The sequence below is a fragment of the Candidatus Villigracilis proximus genome (genome assembly GCF_016717045.1).
GTDB classification, from domain to species: domain Bacteria; phylum Chloroflexota; class Anaerolineae; order Anaerolineales; family Villigracilaceae; genus Villigracilis; species Villigracilis proximus.
Map to the genome: position 1 here is coordinate 339,322 of NZ_JADJUO010000004.1, position 18,782 is coordinate 358,103.

Below are 18,782 nucleotides of genomic sequence, written 5' to 3' on the forward strand. Positions count from 1 at the left end.
AACAGTGACCTCCGATTTCAAACATCGGAGGTCACCTTCTCAATTTTATTGGTCAAAACATATCGGCAACTCTATTGGTAACATAATCATGAACTCAACTTCAATCCCTCCAAAAACTTCAATTGTAAAAACATTTGCTCCAGGCTGGTTCGCTTCTGTTATGGGCACCGCCGTGATCGTCGTTGCACTCTTTGTATTTCAAAGCGTATTCCCATTTGCAAAAGCGCTGGGTACATTCTTCCTGTTTGCTTCCATTTTTCTATTTTTAGTTCTCATTGTTCCGTGGACATTGCGCTGGTTCATGTATCCAGCCGATGTCCGCCATGACCTGAATCATCCTGTATCGGCGGCGTTCTTTCCGACCATGCCGATCTCCATGCTGATTGTTGGGATTGCGCTTGAAAAGGTCGGCGCTGGCTTCCTCCCGGAAGATCTGCTTTGGACCATTCTGCAAATCCTCTGGGTTATTGGCTCGGCTGGAATATTAATTTTTGCGCTGACCATTCTCAATACGTTTTTTCACAAGTCAGAAGTACAGTGGGAAACTTCCACGCTTGGCTGGCTAATTCCGCCTGTTTCGACTTTGCTGGTTCCCGTTTTGGGAATTAGCCTCTCGATACATTTTCAAGGAACAACCTGGGGCGCAGTAAATCTCATTACCAGCCTTATCTTCACGGGGTTCGGCAGTTTGCTATTTATCTTTGTCATGTCGCTGGTTTTTATCCGCTACATTTTTCATCCCATACCACCCGCGCATCTCGCGCCGACCATGTGGGTTGGAATCGCGCCAACCTCCATCTTGACCATTGTTGTGCTAAAGTTTGCCGAACCGCTGGCGCTATTTTTTCAAGCTGCTCCTGAAATTGAACAAACACTAAATTTTCTTTCAAAGCCTCTCGCCGTTATGTTGTGGGGATTTGCACTGTTCTGGCTTTTGCTGGCGTTGATTGTCACATTGGGCGTTCACCAAAAATCATCCATTCCTTTTGCCCTTAGCTGGTGGGCATTTGTGTTTCCTGTCGGTGCTTTTGTTGTCTCAACCGGTGTACTTTTTCAGGCGATTCCACTGGCATTTTTTCAGTGGATCGGACTATCCGCGCTGACCTTTCTCTTAATCCTCTGGTTGGTCGTTGCTGCAAATACCTTGATCGGCGTCTGGCGCGGAAGCATCTTTGTGCCACATGCACCCGCAAAACGCTGATATGATTTAAGTTCTGAATTAAATTAAAACGTATTTATTATTTAACGGAGACAGACATGGAACTTGAAACCACAGGACGAAAAATTGTAATGGGACTGGGCAATACTCTCAACAAAGATGAAGGGCTTGGGGTTCATGCACTTGAAATCCTGGAGAAAAAACTTGCTGCTCTCGCTCCCGATGTGGAATTTATTGACGGTGGCGCGCTGGGGTTGAATCTGCTGCCGTGGGTCGAGGAAGCCTCGCATCTGCTGGTGCTCGACTCAGTCGTCTCGCGCTTTTCCCTGCCTGGTCAGGTAATGGAACTGAAAAAAGACGAAATTCCACTCTATAGCAATATCAAAATGTCAGATCATCAAATTACCTTTCAAGAAGTGCTGGGACTGGCAAAATTCCGAAACAAATTTCCTGAACACTTGCACCTCGTCGGCGCACAGCCCGTGGATATGAACATCGGCTACGGTATGAGTCCGGAAATCGAGGCTGTCATCCCGCAAATTTTAGAACGAGCTGAGCGGGTTTTGCGTGAATGGGGATTGATCGGGTAATCGCCATGCATGAATTACCCATCACTGAGTCTTTATTAAAGATCGCCCTCGATCATGCCAAAAAAGGAAATGCCAAACGCATCACTGATTTACATATTGTCATGGGCGAACTCGCCAGCATGGTGGATGACTCGATCCAGTTCTATTGGGAGATCATCGCCAAAGATACAATCGCTGAAAAAGCAACTCTGCATTTTCGTCGTGTACCTGCCGAGCTGCAATGCATGACCTGTTTTGAAAAATATCATCCCACCGATAAGGAACTGGTTTGTCCAAAGTGTCACGGCGTTGGCGCAAAGATTATCCAAGGCGAAGAGTTTGCACTGGAGTCGATTGATGTGGAGTGAAAAACCTGAAGATAGACACGTAAATTCACCCTTCTCGGGCGGATGCCCGGGTGCAGTGGTTATTCTATTTTTTCGATTGTGAGATTGAAATGTGTTTAGGCGTACCCGGAAAAATTGTTGAAACCTATGAAAAAGGCGGACTGCATATGGCAAGAGTGGACTTTGGCGGAATCTTCCGCGAAGCCTGCCTGGACTATGTGCCTGAAGCAAAAGTCGGCGAATACTGCATCATCCATGTTGGCTTTGCGATCAGCGTATTGAGCGAATCGGAAGCAATGGAAACGCTCGAACTTCTACGGCAGATCGGCGGAATTGAAGAAGAGTTAGGCCCCGAACCAACGCCATAAATATTTGGCTCATATGTAAAAGTAGAAATTCTGAACGCGAATAGCGCGAAGATTGCCCGCTTCTACGAAAAAAATCGCGTCATTTGCGTAATTCGCATTTGAGCCAAATATTTTTATAATAGCCAACCATCTAAACTTCAACATTTGGAGAAAATATGAGCAACACACAAGAATTTAAAATTGGCACAGATCTATACTCCATCCCCGCAGATCGTTTCTACGGACGAGAGAATCACATGTGGGCATCCTTTGACCATGTCACAGGAAATGTCACCATCGGCATGGACGCGCTTGGTCTGGCCGCATTGGGCGATCTGGCTTATGTCTCTTTGCAGCCCGCAGGCACCAAAGTGGAACGCGGCGAATCTCTTTGGCACGCTCGAGGCCGCCAAAATGACAGGCGACCTGACTTCCCCATCAGCGGCGAGATCGTCGAACGCAATGACCTCACCGTCCGCAACCCCGCACTGGTCAATCAGGAAACCTACACCAACGGCTGGCTGGTTGTCATCAAGCCCAGCAATTGGGAAAACGAATCCGCGCAAATGGTAAATGTAGATGAACTGCCCGCATGGGTTGACTCCGAACTCAAACGCTATCGTCAGCAAGGTTGGATCGACTGATGGATCTGCGCTTGATCATTCAGGATAATGTCACTGCTTCCTTCGGCCTCAGCGCCGATGAGGTGATCGGTGAGCGCGTTGGCACAGGCGAGTCTGTTCCCACGCTGCGCCTTTACACATATAAATCTCATTGCGGGCTGGTCGGACGTTTCCAGAATATTCAAAACGAACTGCGTCTTGATTTCTGCAAAGAGAACAACATCACCGTCAATCGTCGTCCCACCGGCGGCGGCGCGATCATCATGGGGGAGGGGCAACTAGGGCTGGCGCTCATGCTTCCGGGGCACGCCGAAGACACATACAGCCGCGCACGCGATTTGATGTCCACTCTTTCCGAAGGCATCATCAAAGGCTTGAACGAACTGGGCGTCAACGCGCAATTCCACAACAAGAACGACATCATGGTCAACGGCAGAAAGATCGTCGGCACAGGCATTCATCGCGCCCACTCCGGCAGCCTGCTTTTCCACGCCAGCACGCTTGTCGATCTGGATGTGAAACTCATGCTGCAAGTGCTCAACACGCCGCTGGAAAAAGATCTCCGACAAACTGGTATCTGCCATCACTGAGCGGATAACGACTGTGCGCCGCGAACTGGGGCGGGATATTCCTCTCGAAGATGTTCGGCAGGCCATCGCAAGAAATTACGCCTCGACTCTTAACCTTGAGCTGATACCCGGACAATATACAGCAGACGAACTCCAGGCTATTTCCAAAACCGAAGCCGAAAAATATCTCAGCGACGAATGGATCTATCAGACCTCCACCGTAGAAGATAAATTCGGCGGCGCAAAATTCAAGACCCCTGTTGGCCTGCTCGATATCCGTGTAGCCATGGCGGGCGAAACGCTCAAAGCTGTTTACATCGGTGGAGATTTCTTCGCTGAAGAATCGGCCGTGGCTGAAATGGAAGGCGCATTGCGCTGGCACGCAAGCCAACCTGAAAAAGTATCCGCTACGCTGGCAAAGGTCTATCAACGCCGCGAAAAAGATTTCAACGGCCTCCCTCTCGAAACGATTCAAGAGACGACACTCAAAGCCATCGCAAATGCTGTTTTGGTGGGAACTCTCGAAAACGCCAACCCTTATGACCCTGCCGCTTCCTAATTCCAACGAGATCATCTTCCACACCCCTGGTTTTCGCGGCTACAAAACCGACGAACATGACAATCAGGGTGCGGAGGAATTTGTCTCGATCAGCATTACAGGTACAGCCTGTGCGCTGAGTTGCGAACATTGCAACACAAAAGTATTGCGCGGCATGACCGATCTGCGCCGCTTCGATGGCTCGTTGTATGACCTGTGCGAATCACTGGCAGGGCAGGGCACACGCGGCGTGTTGGTCTCTGGCGGCAGTGACCCGAAGGGACGTGTTCCGCTTCTTTCCCACATAGATGATATGAAACGGGTTCGTACAGAATTGGGAATGGCCGTCCGCGTGCATGTAGGTTTGCCTGATGAAGAAACCTGCGCCGCACTCGGCGAAGTGGATGTGGACGGTGCAATGATCGATATCATCGGTCATCGCGACACCATTCACGAGGTCTATCATCTCGATGCCGACCCGGAAGATTATGAAGATGCGCTTTCGTGGCTGGAAAAATATAAAGTTCCGATGGTGCCGCATATTGTCATGGGGCTGCACTACGGAAAAATGCTCGGCGAAGACCGCGCGCTTGAGATGATCATCCGCCATCCACCGAAGCTGTTGGCATTGGTGGTGTTGATGTCGATGTCAAAAACAGCAATGGCGAACGTCACTCCTCCGTCCCTGAGTGAGATCGGCGCATTCTTCCAAAAGACGCGTAAGGCACTCCCGTCCACACCTGTGATGTTGGGTTGCGCCCGTCCGATGGGAGATATGAAAGTTGAAATTGATCGTCTGGCGGTGGATGCCGGTTTGAACGGCATTGCATTCCCTGCCAATGATATTGTTGAATATGCCCGCCAGGCTGGGCTGCGTCCGCAGTTCGTAAATGCCTGCTGCGGGGTGACTTGGTAAATTCTTCAAACACGAAGGACACAAAGTACATAAAGTGAAATGCGGTTTCGCTTAAGGGTTTTACCTTCGTGACCTTGGTGCCCTTTGTGTTTATTTTTTCAGGGAGTTATCATGGCAAAAGTAACCATTCCAGCAGACCAGCAGGCAGAGCATTTTCAGATCAGCCCGGATTATGTCCGCATTAGTATGGCGGCGGCAATTGAGCTTGGATTGAAGCCGGGTCGCATTGAACGCGCAGCCTGCGATTGTATTAATTTGCTTCAAAATTATCCCGAAGGTTGTTACGCCAACTGCACCTATTGCGGATTGGCGCGTGAGAGACCAGGAATGCCCGAAGACAATACTTTCATTCGCGTAGGCTGGCCTTTGTATTCCACAGACCTCATCGCAGAGAAAATTGCCGAGCGCGAAGCCAAAAAGGAAGTTGGGCGCGTATGCGTTTCTCAGGTTCAAGATCACCGTGCCAATGCCGACATGATGGAAATTATCCGCCGTGTGCATGAAAAAGCTCCGCAGGTTCCAATTGCGGCATTGGTCAGTGCAACGCTTTTGAATGAAGCGAAACTTATAGAGATCCGCGATGCGGGTGTGGACATTATTGGCATTGGCTTGGATGGCGCAACAGAAGAAATCTTCGACGAGGCGCGTGGCAAGAAGACTCGCGGCCCGCATAAATGGGATTATCACTGGGAGATCATCCGCATGGCTCGCAAGATGTTCGGGCCAATGAATGTCAACTGTCATGTTATTGTTGGCTTGGGCGAAACGGATCGCGACCTTTTCAATTTGTTCTTCCAATTGAGAGAGGAACAGATCGCCGGGTATTTGTTCGCGTTCAATCCAGAACCGGGCACCGCTACACAAGACCTGCCGCGCCAGCCGCTTGACCGTCACCGCCGTGTGCAGCTTGTCAAATATTTGATCGAAAATTATGAGCTGTCTCCAGCGGCGATCACCTACAACGAAGCAGGCGGACTCTCAAAATTAGATGCTCCCGAAACCATGCTGGATGAAGCCATTAATTCAGGTTTGCCGTTTATGACCAACGGCTGCCCTGACCGTCACGGCGTGATGGCTTGCAACCGTCCGTATGGGTCGTACCGCCCGAGCGAGGAATATCGCGATTATCCGTTCGTGCCGAATGCCGAAGATGTGACCATCATCCGCGGGCAGATGCGGTTGGATGAAGTTTGGGCGAAGTCCATTTCTGCGGCGCAGTAGCAGCTTCCAGTTAAGGATGAGGCGGCGAAGCTGTCCATGAAACCGATTCGGCTGATCAATCTGGGCGCTGTCCCGCCGTGGCAGACTCAGGCAATTTATCATGCGCTTGCTGAAAGAATGGACGATGAAGCACAGGATACGATCGTGCTTTGTCGTCCGAGTGAGCCGTATTTGTGTCTTGGGTATCATCAAGTTTTCGAGAGCATATTTGACCCGTCTGAATGTGCGCGGCGCGGATTGCCTGTGTATCGGCGTCGGTTGGGTGGCGGCGCAACTTATCTGGATGAGAACCAGATTTTTTATCAATGTATTTTTCATCACACGCATTTGCCTGTGATGCTGAAGGATATTTATTCTTCGGCGCTTGCCGCACCTGTCAACACACTGCGCGGACTTGGCTTAAGTGCGGAGTTGCGCGAGACGAATGAGATCGAAGTGAATGGCAGGCGCATTGCAGGCACGGGTGGCGGGCGGATCGAAGATGCCGCGATCGTGGTCGGGAATATTTTGTTTGACTTTGATTACGAAGCGATGACGGCCGTCTGGCAGACTCCGTGGCCGTCGTTTCGGTTGCTGGCACAGAAGGCGTTGCGCCAAAGAATCATCACGATGAAGGACCTGGCGTTGAATGTTTCGATGGAGCAGGTTACGGATTTGTTGATCGAGTCGTTTGCCACGTCAATGGGGCGGGAATTGGAAACTGGCGAGTTGACGCCTGAAGAATGGCAGGCCGCCGAGGAAGAGGCGCAGGAACTTGCTTCACCTGATTACCTGGCGCTGCATAAAACAAACTCCATCCCTGAACCAATGCGTACCTTGAAAATTTCGGCACGCGCATTTATTCGTTATGATGAAGTTCAGATGGATGGTTATGGTGTGCGGGGGAGTTTCTGGCTTTCGGACGATGTAATTCAGGAGGTCATTTTACAATCGACTCCTGAACGGGATTGGAATTTTGAAGAAGAGAAATTACGGGGAATTTTATTCAGCGATTGGAAGGAAAATATTGAACTTTAAAAGAAGCATAAAATTCTTATGCTTCTTTATCTGTCTACTGTATAAATACCAAAAATGAATCACAATGAACGTGAAGAAAAAATGAAATCCAGCACTCTTTGTGGTGAAAACAGTTGATTATAAGTAGAGAATTTTTATGAAAATTCAAGATCTTCGAGGATTATTTTCTTCTTTGGAGATTTCCATAAACATAATTCTAAAAGAGTCAGCTATTCTTCAAGCTGATTAAATCCGCGCCCCAATATTTCCTGTGCAGGGGAAACGATCACAAATGCCTGTGGATCTTCTTTTGCAACAGCCGTTTTTAAGTTATGTACCTCAGTGACGGTCAACGCACACATAAGAATCGTGCGATCTGTGCCCGTATACATGCCCTTGCCATTGATGGCTGTCACACCACGTTTGAGATCCGAAAGAATCCGGTTGGAAACTGCCTCTGCATTGCCGGTGATGATCAACGCCAAAAGCTGACGGCGGCGTTGACGGGGGGCGATCAGCGCGCGCAAGCCTCTCGGTTTACCCTGCTCAGATGGCGCGGCGGTTGCCGTTTCATCGCCAAAGCGCGGAAGCACCTCGCCCGTCGCGCGCGTCATATTGATCGTGGCAATTGCAAAGATCGTCAGGAATGTATAAAACAAAAGCCCCAGCCCGATCATAATCTCACCTGAAATTGGCCCAACCGAAGCGCGGCGAATAAACTCCTCAGCATTTATCGGCGAAGCAGGGTACAGCCAAATCTTCGCCACCCACGAAGCATAAAGAATTAGAAATATCCAATAATAATTTCGGCGCAAGCGGCGCCCAAAAGCCTCCCACACTGAAATGGGAAAACTGGGGGTAAGCAAACTTTCCGCGAGATTCTCCGCCCAATCTGGCGAGGGATGAAACGGCGGCACCAGCATAGCCGCATAAAAATCCGTTTCCATCAAACGCACACGATAACTCCACAACTCATAATAACGATACCGCCGCGCTTCAATAAAAAGAAACCACAAGACCAACAGCGTATTTAACAATATGATCGCATGATGAACATTCGATTGACTGAACGCAATGGAAAGGGTCGCGCCAGTGGCAACCAAAAAACCTGTCAGAGTTCAAGTTTACTTCTTTAATTTTAATTTGTATGCTTCCTTAACAGGTTTCAATGGACGTGGCAGCCAAAGCGGACGGCGATTGCCATCAGGACTGACTTTGTCTGCGGGGCGCGTCAGTGCGAGCCACTCACGATATTTCTCCATGGACTTGTTCGTATCCACAAAGAGATCACCAGCTTGTTCGCCTGCTTCAGCTTTGCGGATGCTGAACACCTTTTGCAGCCAGCAGTGGACTCCGCTAATCGGGTCGGGATGCACCGCATGAGCAAGATTTTGATTCACGCCAACATTGCTCCACCAGATGCGGCTCGTATCCGGGTCAGAGGATTTCCATGCCTTCGCGCCGTGGATGACGCGCATGAGGAATCCGCCTTTGCCATCGTCGTGCAGTTCCACGAGATTGGATGACCCTTTGCTCACGCCTTTATCTTCCTGCAAACGCCAACGTCCCAAGTGGTGGCTGATGGCGATGATACCAGGCTTGATTCCTTCCGTCACCCAAACCGAATCCACGAAGTGACCAATTTCGGTTTCCACTTTGGCAAGGTCGCCTGTTTCAAGTCCGTTGCGTTTGGCGTCTTCGGGATTCATCCAAATGGGATTCTTGTGCGAGATTTCCACCAGCCATTTTGCATTTGCTGAACGCGTGTGAATCAATGTCGGCAAACGGAAATTAGGGAGAAGGATCATCTCGCCTTTTTCACGGTCGATGAAATCAGGGTGGACGTGACTCTTCACCGTCCACGGGATGACGTTTTCTTTTCAGGCCAGCCCCAATCAGAGAGCGTGTCGCTAAAGAATTCGAGTTTCTTGGATGGCGTATCGAAGCCTGCTTTGGGTAATCCATCCACCATTAAGCCGAGGACAGCGCCGGAAGCGTCTCGGGCACGATCATGCTCGTCGGTGGTCAGACCAGTTTCAGGCGTAGTATGAAGCGTTTTGTCGAAGGGAGAATAATTCTCTTTCTTAACTTCAAAGACTCCATACTTGCGCATGTATGCCAATGGAGTCAATCCTTCCTTTGCAGCCGCTTCAGGCAGACCCGGCACGGAGTTTTCAAAAATCCATTGATAGTATTCATCCACGGTGATGATCTCACCCTTGCGATACGGGCTCTCGAACCACTGACGAATGCCGAGCGAACCGTCGGGATCCATTTTTGCAGAGAGCTGAATCCAGAACTCATTCTCTTCCCAAACCTCGCCGGGGTTGGCTTGATAGGTGAAGTCCACTTTCATGCCGGCGCGTTCCATCGCGACGCGGCGCACAGGCTGACGGAATGCGATCCACTGTCCTGCGTGCGTTTCCTGACTCATCAGGTCGTGGCGTTCGGGGCCGTGACCTGTGGGCAGAACATAATCAGCGAACCATGCGGTCTCATTCCATGTGGGCGTGAGTGCCACATAACATTTAATTTTTGATTCATCTCTTGAGCGCCTTGAGCCACATGAAGCCATCGGGGTTGACCCACATCGGGTTGTAGACGCGTGTGAAATAAACATCGATATCGCCGCGACCTTCTTCGAGCATATGCGGCAAAAGAATGGACATTTCATAATGTGCGAGCGGATATTCGATGGGGTAATGCAGTTCGTTCCAGGTCTCTGGAGCGGGCGCGCCTTTGAACGGCTTGGGGACAAATTTATTCCAGCCTGTCATCGAAGTACCGCCTTTGTTACCGATACTGCCGGTCAACACATTGAGGAAGAGCAGGCAGCGCGCCACTTGCCATCCACCGAGATTACCAACACTCGCAGAGCGCCAAACATGTGTGGCAAGTTTGCCTTCGCAATTGGCAACGAGACGCGCCGTTTCCTGGATGCGTTCGATAGGAACTTCGGATTCCTGCGAGGCGCGTTCGAAGGTGTATTCGGAGTAGAGGTCTTTCAGTAATGCGTCGAACAGGTTGAATAATTCATTATCGAAAGTCGAAGGTCGAAGGTCTTTGGGTGTTGCTAATGCAGTGCGAATCTTTTCGGCTAACTCGCTACTGTTCACTGTCAACTGACCACTGACAACTGCATTTAGAGTCTCTTTCCAATTGACCCATTTGCGCATGAATTCTTTATCGTAGAGATCGTTTTGAATGAGATGATTGGCGATGGCAAGCAGAATGGTATTTTCACTGCCGGGCCATGTCGGCAGCCATACATCGCTCATGGATGCGGTGTTGCTCAGGCGCGGGTCGAAGGTGATGAGTTTCGCGCCATCCGTTTTGGCTTCGATGATGCGCTGGGCGTGCGGGTTGAAGTAATGTCCCGTTTCGAGGTGACTTGAGATAAGAAGGATGACTCGCGCGTTGGCATAATCCGGGCTTGGACGGTCTTGCCCGAGCCAGAAGTTATAGCCAGCACGCGCAGACGATGAACAGATATTGGTGTGGCTGTTGTGACCGTCCATACCCCAGGCTTGGACGATGCGGTTGGTGTATCCGTCTTCGCCGGGGCGACCCACGTGATAGACAATTCCATTCGGGCGGCGCAGTTTACTCTCGCGCATTTTCTCGGCAATTTCAGAGAGTGCCTGCTCCCAGGAAATTTGCTCCCATTTGCCTTCACCGCGTTTACCCACCCGCTTCAATGGATAAAAAATTCTTTCAGGGTCATAGACTTGATTATGAGTTGCGGGTCCCTTGGCGCAGTTGCGTCCACGAGAGCCAGGGTGGACGGGGGTGCCTTCGAACTTACGAATCTCATAAGTATCTTTATCAACATACGCAAGCAAACCACACGCCGACTCGCAGTTGAAGCAGACGGTTGGCACAAGTGTGTAACGCCGGGCAACTTTCTTCGGCCATTCCTTGCCGTCCCATTCGACCCATTCATCCCACACATCGGATGGGGGATACTGGCTGATGCGCCCATCCTCGTGGACGACTTCGGTCAGTTTGATGGGCTTGCGGTCAGAGTCCGCGAATTGCGGGACGGCGGTGCCTGCGGAAGTTTGAGGGACTTTTTTCATAAGGTGTCGGGTTCCAGGTGTCAAGTTTCAGGTTGAAGGTTTGAAAGTTGCAGGTTTAAAGGTTGAAGGTTACAGGTTCGTAGTTATAAAGAACGCAACTTTCAACTTACAAACATTCCAACCTTCCAACTTTCTTTACGAATTCGGAATATGCTGCGGCGCCATCACGAAGGCGTATTCATAAAAGAATAGGCCGACCAATGCGGCGAGAACTGCAACGGGCAGCGCAGGCGCGAATGCGATCATCAATACGAGCGGGATGATATGCCCGAGGACAATTCCACCCCACCAGTAATGATTGCGGAAACGTCCATGAGTCATTTCGCGGGAGGCGAGCATGGCTGTATCTGTCGGGAAGGAGTTGAGTTTGCCTGCGAAAGTCATCAGCAAGTTGACGGCGATGCTGACGGGGAAAAGAGTAGCGAGAAGTGAAGTCAGGTTAGCAGAGAAATTCACGAATACGCTCAAAGTAAGGAACACGCCGCTTGCCACCATTGCGGATTGGGACAGCAATTGGAAGGGCAGTAAATTGTTCTGCCACATGTCGCGTCCTTCGGCTTGACCGAGCAGGAAGGCAGTGTAGATGACGACTCCAAAAGCGAACGGGAAGACGATCCACGCTGCTATGGTGCGAATACCTGCGACAAACTCTACAGGCAGAATGTTCCAGAACGCGCCTGCTTCGAGCAGCCACCACAACCCAGCCACAGCCGTGAATGTGACCATGATGTACGCGCCGCGCGCCACCCATGATTTCCACTGCGGGCGGAGCAAAATATTCAAGAAGCGTTTCGGTTGAGACAAATCCTTGATAAGCAGGATGGTCGTGATGAGCATAAAGACCATCGCGGTGAAGCCTGCGGCGAGGAAGGTCGCCGAATCGAAGTTGAAGATGTTGAACATCGTGCCGAGGCTCAACAACATGAAAATTCCGCCCGCGATGCTTTTGGTGACCAAATAAGCTGGCAACTCCCAATGCCATTGGATGTTGTGCTGGGCATTGTAGGCCGTCTGCACCATTTGCTCGGCAACACGTCCACCGATTTGAATGGGGCCATTCATCGGGCGGCCTTGTTCCTGCGGGGTGCGGATGGGCGTGCCTGATTTGGATTTCAAGACAGGCAAGGCAATCGCGCCATGTTCATACGCAGAAACGTTCTGCTCGGTGATTCTATCTGCCCATATGTATGAGTCATGCGCTTGTGCAGCAGAAGGATGAAGCGACCAATCATTGCCGTTGATGTAGAACAGCTTCGGGCCAGTCCCCTGCTCAGGCTTGCGAACTGTCACTTTCGAAGTGGCCAGCTTTCGGCTTATTTCTGAAGCGGGGTTGTTCAAGTCACCAGCGAGGATGGCATGTTCAGGACAGACGACAACGCAGGCGGGTTCGAGTCCCACATCCAAACGATGAGCGCAGAAGGTGCATTTCGCGGCGGTGTTGGTTTCGGGGTCGAGATAAATCGAATCATACGGACAGGCTTGCATACAGGATTTGCAGCCGATGCAAATGCTCGGGTCAAACTCAACGATGCCATCATCACGCTGATACATGGCCGTGACAGGACAGATGCGCACGCAAGGCGGGTTGACGCAATGATTGCAGCGCGTCACTTGAAAATGGCGGCGCACATCAGGGTACGCGCCTGTTTCAACATATTTGACCCATGTGCGATTTACGCCAACAGGCACTTGATTCTCAGACTTGCACGCAGTGGAACAGGCGTGACAGCCGATGCATTTGGATTGGTCGATTAGGAAGCCGTAGTTTTGAGTCATTAGTGATTGGTAAATGGTAATTAGTAATTGGTTACGCGGCTTGCGGCGGATTCACGGCGTTCATAATTGCCGTTGTGAAATCAGCCGGCGTGACGCCAGGGGATTGAATGTTGAGGCGATAGTACGCTTCTTCAATTTTGGCTTTGAGATTCTCTGGCGTGGCAGAAACACCGCGCAGGGATTGTTCGAGCGCACCGAGAGCGAAGACGGGCAACAAAGTGAAATCGCCAGAGATGGTGACGTCGTCAATGCGACCTTCGCGCAAGCGGGCGATGATGCGGATCAAACCGCCCTGTGCCTTGAATGCCGCTTCGACGATGTGTACGTCCTGATGAATTTTCACGCCCTGCTGTTTGAGCTGCCCCTTTTGATACAGCCATTCATCAGACAGGAAACGCTCATCGATCTCTTTTGCCATTGCTTCCTCTTCGGCTGTCCATTCGCCTTCGTAGACTTCCATGCCCAGCGCTTCGGAGACTTTCTTCATATACAAGTCTTTGACCATCGCGCGGTCTGGCGTGGAACCGAGCTGCTCAGACATCGTGGTCATGTACGCTTCGAGTGATTCGAATATCTTGTCACGCATTTTCTCGGAGGGGACTTTCAACACCTGCGACATGGTTTTCTTGTCGAAGGTGTACATCAAACTGCCGACGAGGATTTCCGCAATGCCCATCTGTGCTGCGCCTGTGCCGCCGATCTTCTTGCCGTTGACATGAATGTCGTTGATCGGGCGCAGAATGGCAGGGATTCCCAACTCTTGATACGTTGCCACAAGCGGGTCAATATACAATTTGAAACGCTCTTCCAAAGAAACGGGTAAATCTTCCTTGTGGAAAATCCACTGTGTAAACAATTGACCGTTATCCAAAAACACTGCGCCGCCGCCCACTTCACGGCGATAGACAGGCAGGTTATGTTTTTCGCAGTAGTCCAAGTCCACTTCCTTTTGGATATCCTGATGGTAGCCAATGGACACATACGGCCCGTTTGGCGAGACCATGATGATGGTGTTCGGTGTACTTTCATTCATTGCGTACCCAACCGCATGATAAACAGTCTGCGAGCGCAGCGGGGATACGCCTTCCATGTAAAGCAAGCGAATTTTTTTGGACATTGGAATTCTCCTTAATGTGAAATGTATACAAGTAAATAAGTAAACAGGTCAATCAATGCACCTGAGACAATTGACTTTCAATTCCTTAATTCTTGCCTTGTACTTTTCAACGGCTTCGTCACCTGTCACCAGATGAGCGCGTTCGTTTTCAAAATTCGTTGGTCTCACCTTTACAAGCCAGCCATCGGCATAAGGTTCTTTGTTCGCCAGCAAAATATTTTTGGCGAAACCGTTTTCATTCGTTTCTACGATCTCACACGAAAACGGAGCAGGGAACGGTCCCACCCACTTGGCGCTCTCAATCGTCGCCAGAGTCTTGCCTTGCGCTACTTTCTTGCCAACATCCCGAAAGCTGATCGCGGCAAACTTCCCACAGCGAGTCTGAGCAACATCGGTCATGCCCAATACAGCAATGTCACCCTCGAATCGAATCCAGACATCGTGTTCGATGTCGTAGGTCAGGTCTTCGGGAATATCACAGGCGTGGAAGATCATGTAAATGGTAATTGGAGATTGGTAATTACCAATCTCCAATCTCTAATTACTCGAAATTCAGGTTTTGCTCTTCCATAAATTTCTGATATGCCGCCACAGCCGCTTCCCCTTGCAGCAGAGACGCGCTTTCGCCTGCCCAATCGGTCGGCTTGACGCGCACGAACCAGCCAGCACCGTATGGATCTTCATTGAGCAGTGCAGGCTTGGCTTTCACCGCCTCGTTCACTTCAACGATCTCCCCTGAAATCGGCGAAGTGACTGGCCCCACCCACTTACCGCTTTCCAATGTCCCCGCGCCTTTTCCTTTTTGCACAGCGCGTCCCACATCTTTTGGCGTAGCGGTCAAAATACCCCGCGCCAAATTTGCGCCACATCAGTGATTCCAATTCTTACTGTACCATCCGCCTCGAGCTGTGCCCAGGCATGTTTCTCTACCCAGTAATAACGGTCTTCAGGAATGTTACATCCACGAACTGTTGCCATTTTATTCTCCTAGTTGACCCTCTACCGAGGGTAAATTGTGTTCACCTTGAAGGTGATACAAAAGTAAATCAAAAACGACCAATCGAATCTCATGTTCATATTCTTGTGCAAAACCAGGGTCACGTCTTGCCTTCTTCGTAACCTGTTCATAACTATCGCCGCACACAGGGCAGGTAATGATATAGAACGTGTGCCCCGTAAATTCATCCACGCGCACACCCAGCGTGTCACCATGGTTTTCAGCAAGGTGATTATGAACCTCGGACCTTTTTCCTTCAAATTCGCAATACGGACATTTCCACATGGTCGATACTCGATACTCGATAATTCGATTTTCGAATATCGAGTATCGCTTCTCTCTTAAGCCGCAACTGCTTCTGCTTCGAGCGGCATTTCCACACCGACAGCTTCCGCAACCAGTTGAATGATGTCGCGGACTTCGATCTTGCCTTCGTTGCCTGTGGTCTTGACCGCGTCCGAATACATGACCATATCTTTGGGACAGGTGACGATGAAGAGTTGAGTCTTCGCGTTTGCACCTTCGCCGAAGGTGGTCAACGCTTCTTTGATTCGGTTCTCAGCGGGGCGTTCCCCAGGCGCAACCTTGCCCATCCAAATTTGACCGCCGCCTGCGCCGCAGCAGAACGAGTTCTCGCAGTTGCGCGGCATTTCGACGAATTCCACGCCGAGCAATTCGAGCAACTTGCGCGGAGCGGTGAATCCGCCGTTGTAACGTCCGAGATAGCACGGGTCGTGGAAGGTGACTTTGTAATTCGACAGTTTATTCTTGATCGTGAGTTTGCCTTCTTCAATTAACTTGAGCAAGGTCACGGTGTAATGCTTCACTTCAAACGTCCCACCAAATTGCGGATACTCGTTCTTGAGCGTGTTGAACGAGTGCGGGTCGGTGGTGACGATTTGCTTGAATTGCGCTTTGCCAAATGCCGCGATGTTCTGCTCGACCAACTGCTCGAACAGACCTTCTTCACCCACGCGGCGGACATCGTTGCCTGAATTGGATTCGTTCTGGTACATAATGCCGAAGTCCAAGCCGCCTTGCTTGAAGAGCCGTGCAACCATTTTTGTATTCGGAATGACGCGTTCATCGAACGAAGCGGTATCGCCGACAAACCACAAATGCTCCACGGGTTCTTCGGTCGCGTTCTTGACGGGGAATTCCATCTCCTTCGCCCAGCGTCCGCGCAGACGTTTGCCTTTGCTCATCCAGTTGCCGTTGGTGGCGAGAGATTGAAGCGCGTTCTGCACGCCGCTGTCAATTTCATAGCCGTCAATCAACATGCGGCGGCGGATATCCACGATGTCTGCCATCGGTTCATTGCCGACGGGACACACGCGGACACAGGCATAGCAGGTTGTGCAAGACCAAACAGCCTCAGGGGAGATAACACTTTCAGTAAGCGGAACCAGCAATCGGTCGGGGTGAGAGCCGAAAGTCGCTTCCTTGAGAAGATAACGCTTGTTTACTTCCAATGCCGAAGGCGAGAGCGGACGCCCCTGAAAATTCGCAGGGCAGACATCCTGACAGCGATTGCATTGCACGCAGGCATAGGCGTCCATCACGCGCGTCCAGGCGAGATCGTAAATGACCTTCGCGCCAGGGTCAAACTTTTGACCTTCGATGACCTTGAGCGGAATCGCGGGGTCGAGTTGACCGCGCGGATTCTGTTTCGCCAAACCGAGATTGACGGGCGACATGAAAAAGTGCGTGTGCTTGCTGCGTGAAAGATACGGGATGATGAACATCACCCAGCCGAGGCTGATCCACCACGCAACATGCACGCCCGTTTCAGACGCGCCGAAAATGGAATTGAGAAAACTTGCGATGGGCATGAACGGGTCAGCGCCTTCGGTGAGACGGAAGGCTTGACTCATGAGGCGCGCACTGACGTGCATGATGACGAACACGCCCACGGTAAGCGAATCTCGCGCCTGCCCGCCCGCTTTGACTTTTGGATTCAACAGGACATTATCGCGGAAGGTGAGCGCCTTGTCTTTGACGATGAAACGGCGCACAAGAAACGTGGTGATGGCAATTAACAAAAATCCGCTCATCACATCCGCGATGAGATTGAAGGCGTTGATGAGTCCAGTGGGCGCGTTGGGCAAATGTTTGCCGCCATAGACCAGATCAAAACCTGGGATGAGTCCTTCGAGCACATCCACAAGGTTGACGACGGCATAGGTGATGAGACCGAAGAACAGTCCCATGTGAATGGCGCTGAGAACTTTACGCGCTTTGAAAATGGTCTGCTGGAATACAACCATCACGCCCGCTTTGAGCAGACTCGCTGGGACATTCTTCAACTCAGGCGCAGGTCGTCCTTTGCGAATCGAGTCGATGATGACCTTGAACCCATGAAACGTAAACCCCGCCGCTGTGATCGCCAGCACAATGAAGATAATTTTTTCAATCGTATTGAGCAACGTACCCTCCCGAAAACGAGCGAAAACGAAATTCGACAAAGGAGCACAAGGGTGTCGAGAACCAAATATCGAAACCCTTTGTGTACCTTTATCGACATTTACAAGAAGTTCGAACATCGCTTCCGCAACCTCAAACAGATCCGCAGTCGCACCGTAATGCGCCACATTGAAAATCGGCGCTTTCTTATCGGTGTTGATGGCGATAATTAATTCAGCCGATTTCATGCCTTCGAGATGTTCAGGCGCGCCAGAGATACCGAGCATGAAATACAACTTCGGCTTGACCTTGAGACCCGACTTACCCACCTGACGAGTGCGCGGCAGCCAGCCCGCATCCACCACGGGGCGGGAGCAGGAAACCGTTGCGCCGATTTTTCCCGCGAGTTCTTCGGCGAGTTCCACATTTTCCTTGCCGCCGATACCACGTCCAATCGAAACCAGTTTGACCTGCGATGTAATGTCCACATCGCCGCCAGCAGGTTTGATCGCTTCGGTGAATTTCACTTTCAACGAACCCAAATCAACAGGTGACGCAATCGTCGTTGCAGCCGTTGAGCCTTGCCCCGCTTCCACAGGGAACGAGCCTGCGAGACATGCCGCAATTGCCATATCGCCTTCTGCGGCAACATCCGCAGCCATTTTGCCGCCGTATGCCTGACAACTCATCGTCAAATCCGCGCCGATATTTTTTACATACGCCGCGCACGGCACGCCAAGTTTCGCTGAAAGCCACGCCGCCAAATCCATGCCCGTCGCCGTCCAGCCGAACATCACCAGCCGCGGAGATTTTTCCTTGACCAACGCTTCGATGACTTTCCCATACGCTTCGGGATTGAACTGACTCAGTGCCGCGTCATCCACATGGATTGTGGAATCAGAAGCAAATGCATTGGATGAGACTCCGCCTCCAACTACGACCGCAACTGCTTGCCCACCCAAAGCAGACGCCAACTCTTTGGCTTTTCCAACCATTTCAAACGACACATCGGAAAATTTTCCATCCATGTGTTCGGTGATTACGAATATGTCATTACTCATGTTTTCTCCTTGTGGAGTATTGAGATTAGTAATGGCGATTTCCTTGCGAAGCAATCTCCCATCG

At 50.8% G+C, this 18,782-nt stretch carries 18 protein-coding genes and 1 pseudogene; 10 read left to right on the forward strand and 9 right to left on the reverse strand.

All coding sequences use genetic code 11. The features are described 5' to 3' along the window. The first annotated feature begins 88 nt into the window (after positions 1-88). From IPL71_RS06060 to IPL71_RS06105, 10 genes are all read left to right on the forward strand, one after another. Positions 89-1,201 carry an SLAC1 family transporter gene (locus IPL71_RS06060; protein ID WP_345319823.1) on the forward strand — a complete coding sequence of 371 codons (1,113 nt, stop codon included), beginning with the start codon at positions 89-91 and terminating at the stop codon, positions 1,199-1,201. Positions 1,202-1,257: 56 nt separating this feature from the next. Continuing rightward, positions 1,258-1,749, forward strand: a complete 492-nt coding sequence (locus IPL71_RS06065; protein WP_345319825.1) for a HyaD/HybD family hydrogenase maturation endopeptidase — start codon at positions 1,258-1,260, stop codon at positions 1,747-1,749. A gap of 5 nt (positions 1,750-1,754) precedes the next feature. Then, positions 1,755-2,096 (forward strand): hydrogenase maturation nickel metallochaperone HypA, encoded by a 342-nt coding sequence (gene hypA, locus IPL71_RS06070; protein ID WP_345319827.1) that lies wholly within the window; start codon positions 1,755-1,757, stop codon positions 2,094-2,096. An 89-nt stretch (positions 2,097-2,185) separates the two neighbouring features. After that, on the forward strand, positions 2,186-2,443 hold the full coding sequence (locus IPL71_RS06075) for a HypC/HybG/HupF family hydrogenase formation chaperone (protein ID WP_345319829.1): 258 nt from the start codon (positions 2,186-2,188) through the stop codon (positions 2,441-2,443). A gap of 155 nt (positions 2,444-2,598) precedes the next feature. Beyond that, on the forward strand, positions 2,599-3,066 hold the full coding sequence (locus IPL71_RS06080) for a glycine cleavage system protein H (protein ID WP_345319831.1): 468 nt from the start codon (positions 2,599-2,601) through the stop codon (positions 3,064-3,066). Continuing rightward, the gene (locus IPL71_RS06085) at positions 3,066-3,635 is read left to right on the forward strand and encodes a lipoate--protein ligase family protein (RefSeq protein WP_345319833.1); all 570 of its coding nucleotides are present in this window, start codon (positions 3,066-3,068) and stop codon (positions 3,633-3,635) included. The genes IPL71_RS06080 and IPL71_RS06085 overlap by 1 nt, the downstream gene beginning before the upstream one ends. Before the next feature lie 13 nt (positions 3,636-3,648). Continuing rightward, positions 3,649-4,173 (forward strand): hypothetical protein, encoded by a 525-nt coding sequence (locus tag IPL71_RS06090; protein WP_345319835.1) that lies wholly within the window; start codon positions 3,649-3,651, stop codon positions 4,171-4,173. Next, entirely contained in the window at positions 4,154-5,068 is a 915-nt protein-coding gene (gene lipS1, locus IPL71_RS06095) for a LipS1 family lipoyl synthase (protein ID WP_345319837.1), read from the forward strand. The genes IPL71_RS06090 and lipS1 overlap by 20 nt, the downstream gene beginning before the upstream one ends. Positions 5,069-5,179: 111 nt before the next feature. Then, complete coding sequence (locus tag IPL71_RS06100) at positions 5,180-6,289, forward strand: radical SAM protein (RefSeq protein ID WP_345319839.1); 1,110 nt, start codon at positions 5,180-5,182, stop codon at positions 6,287-6,289. A gap of 36 nt (positions 6,290-6,325) precedes the next feature. After that, the gene (locus IPL71_RS06105; protein WP_345319841.1) at positions 6,326-7,306 is read left to right on the forward strand and encodes a lipoate--protein ligase family protein; all 981 of its coding nucleotides are present in this window, start codon (positions 6,326-6,328) and stop codon (positions 7,304-7,306) included. A gap of 209 nt (positions 7,307-7,515) precedes the next feature. Here the strand turns inward: IPL71_RS06105 and IPL71_RS06110 are convergent, their stop codons facing one another. From IPL71_RS06110 to IPL71_RS06150, 9 genes and pseudogenes are all read right to left on the reverse strand, one after another. Then, positions 7,516-8,388 carry a DUF2270 domain-containing protein gene (locus tag IPL71_RS06110; RefSeq protein ID WP_345319843.1) on the reverse strand — a complete coding sequence of 291 codons (873 nt, stop codon included), beginning with the start codon at positions 8,386-8,388 and terminating at the stop codon, positions 7,516-7,518. Positions 8,389-8,409: 21 nt separating this feature from the next. Further along, positions 8,410-11,364 (reverse strand): annotated as a pseudogene (locus IPL71_RS06115) (molybdopterin-dependent oxidoreductase). A gap of 135 nt (positions 11,365-11,499) precedes the next feature. Beyond that, complete coding sequence (locus IPL71_RS06120; protein WP_345319845.1) at positions 11,500-13,140, reverse strand: 4Fe-4S dicluster domain-containing protein; 1,641 nt, start codon at positions 13,138-13,140, stop codon at positions 11,500-11,502. 31 nt (positions 13,141-13,171) lie between these two features. Then, positions 13,172-14,257, reverse strand: coding sequence for a lipoyl protein ligase domain-containing protein (locus tag IPL71_RS06125; RefSeq protein WP_345319847.1), 1,086 nt, complete (start codon positions 14,255-14,257; stop codon positions 13,172-13,174). A 48-nt stretch (positions 14,258-14,305) separates the two neighbouring features. Further along, entirely contained in the window at positions 14,306-14,791 is a 486-nt protein-coding gene (locus IPL71_RS06130) for a biotin/lipoyl attachment domain-containing protein (protein WP_345319849.1), read from the reverse strand. Between the two features lie 7 nt (positions 14,792-14,798). Then, positions 14,799-15,098, reverse strand: a complete 300-nt coding sequence (locus IPL71_RS06135) for a glycine cleavage system protein H (protein WP_345319851.1) — start codon at positions 15,096-15,098, stop codon at positions 14,799-14,801. Then, entirely contained in the window at positions 15,095-15,235 is a 141-nt protein-coding gene (locus IPL71_RS06140) for a biotin/lipoyl attachment domain-containing protein (protein WP_345319853.1), read from the reverse strand. Before IPL71_RS06140 ends, IPL71_RS06135 begins: the two co-directional genes overlap by 4 nt. Position 15,236: 1 nt before the next feature. After that, the gene (locus IPL71_RS06145; RefSeq protein WP_345319855.1) at positions 15,237-15,539 is read right to left on the reverse strand and encodes a hypothetical protein; all 303 of its coding nucleotides are present in this window, start codon (positions 15,537-15,539) and stop codon (positions 15,237-15,239) included. Positions 15,540-15,595: 56 nt separating this feature from the next. Beyond that, entirely contained in the window at positions 15,596-18,718 is a 3,123-nt protein-coding gene (locus IPL71_RS06150) for an FAD-binding protein (RefSeq protein ID WP_345319858.1), read from the reverse strand. Positions 18,719-18,782 lie beyond the last annotated feature (64 nt).

Coding starts and splice junctions, on each gene's coding strand:
- lipS1 (WP_345319837.1), top strand. CDS start 4,154: ATGACCCTGCCGCTTCCTAATTCCAACGAGATCATCTTCCACACCCCT.
- hypA (WP_345319827.1), top strand. CDS start 1,755: ATGCATGAATTACCCATCACTGAGTCTTTATTAAAGATCGCCCTCGAT.
- IPL71_RS06075 (WP_345319829.1), top strand. CDS start 2,186: ATGTGTTTAGGCGTACCCGGAAAAATTGTTGAAACCTATGAAAAAGGC.
- IPL71_RS06085 (WP_345319833.1), top strand. CDS start 3,066: ATGGATCTGCGCTTGATCATTCAGGATAATGTCACTGCTTCCTTCGGC.
- IPL71_RS06080 (WP_345319831.1), top strand. CDS start 2,599: ATGAGCAACACACAAGAATTTAAAATTGGCACAGATCTATACTCCATC.
- IPL71_RS06105 (WP_345319841.1), top strand. CDS start 6,326: ATGAAACCGATTCGGCTGATCAATCTGGGCGCTGTCCCGCCGTGGCAG.
- IPL71_RS06065 (WP_345319825.1), top strand. CDS start 1,258: ATGGAACTTGAAACCACAGGACGAAAAATTGTAATGGGACTGGGCAAT.
- IPL71_RS06145 (WP_345319855.1), bottom strand. CDS start 15,539: ATGTGGAAATGTCCGTATTGCGAATTTGAAGGAAAAAGGTCCGAGGTT.
- IPL71_RS06100 (WP_345319839.1), top strand. CDS start 5,180: ATGGCAAAAGTAACCATTCCAGCAGACCAGCAGGCAGAGCATTTTCAG.
- IPL71_RS06125 (WP_345319847.1), bottom strand. CDS start 14,257: ATGTCCAAAAAAATTCGCTTGCTTTACATGGAAGGCGTATCCCCGCTG.
- IPL71_RS06140 (WP_345319853.1), bottom strand. CDS start 15,235: ATGGCAACAGTTCGTGGATGTAACATTCCTGAAGACCGTTATTACTGG.
- IPL71_RS06120 (WP_345319845.1), bottom strand. CDS start 13,140: ATGACTCAAAACTACGGCTTCCTAATCGACCAATCCAAATGCATCGGC.
- IPL71_RS06150 (WP_345319858.1), bottom strand. CDS start 18,718: ATGAGTAATGACATATTCGTAATCACCGAACACATGGATGGAAAATTT.
- IPL71_RS06060 (WP_345319823.1), top strand. CDS start 89: ATGAACTCAACTTCAATCCCTCCAAAAACTTCAATTGTAAAAACATTT.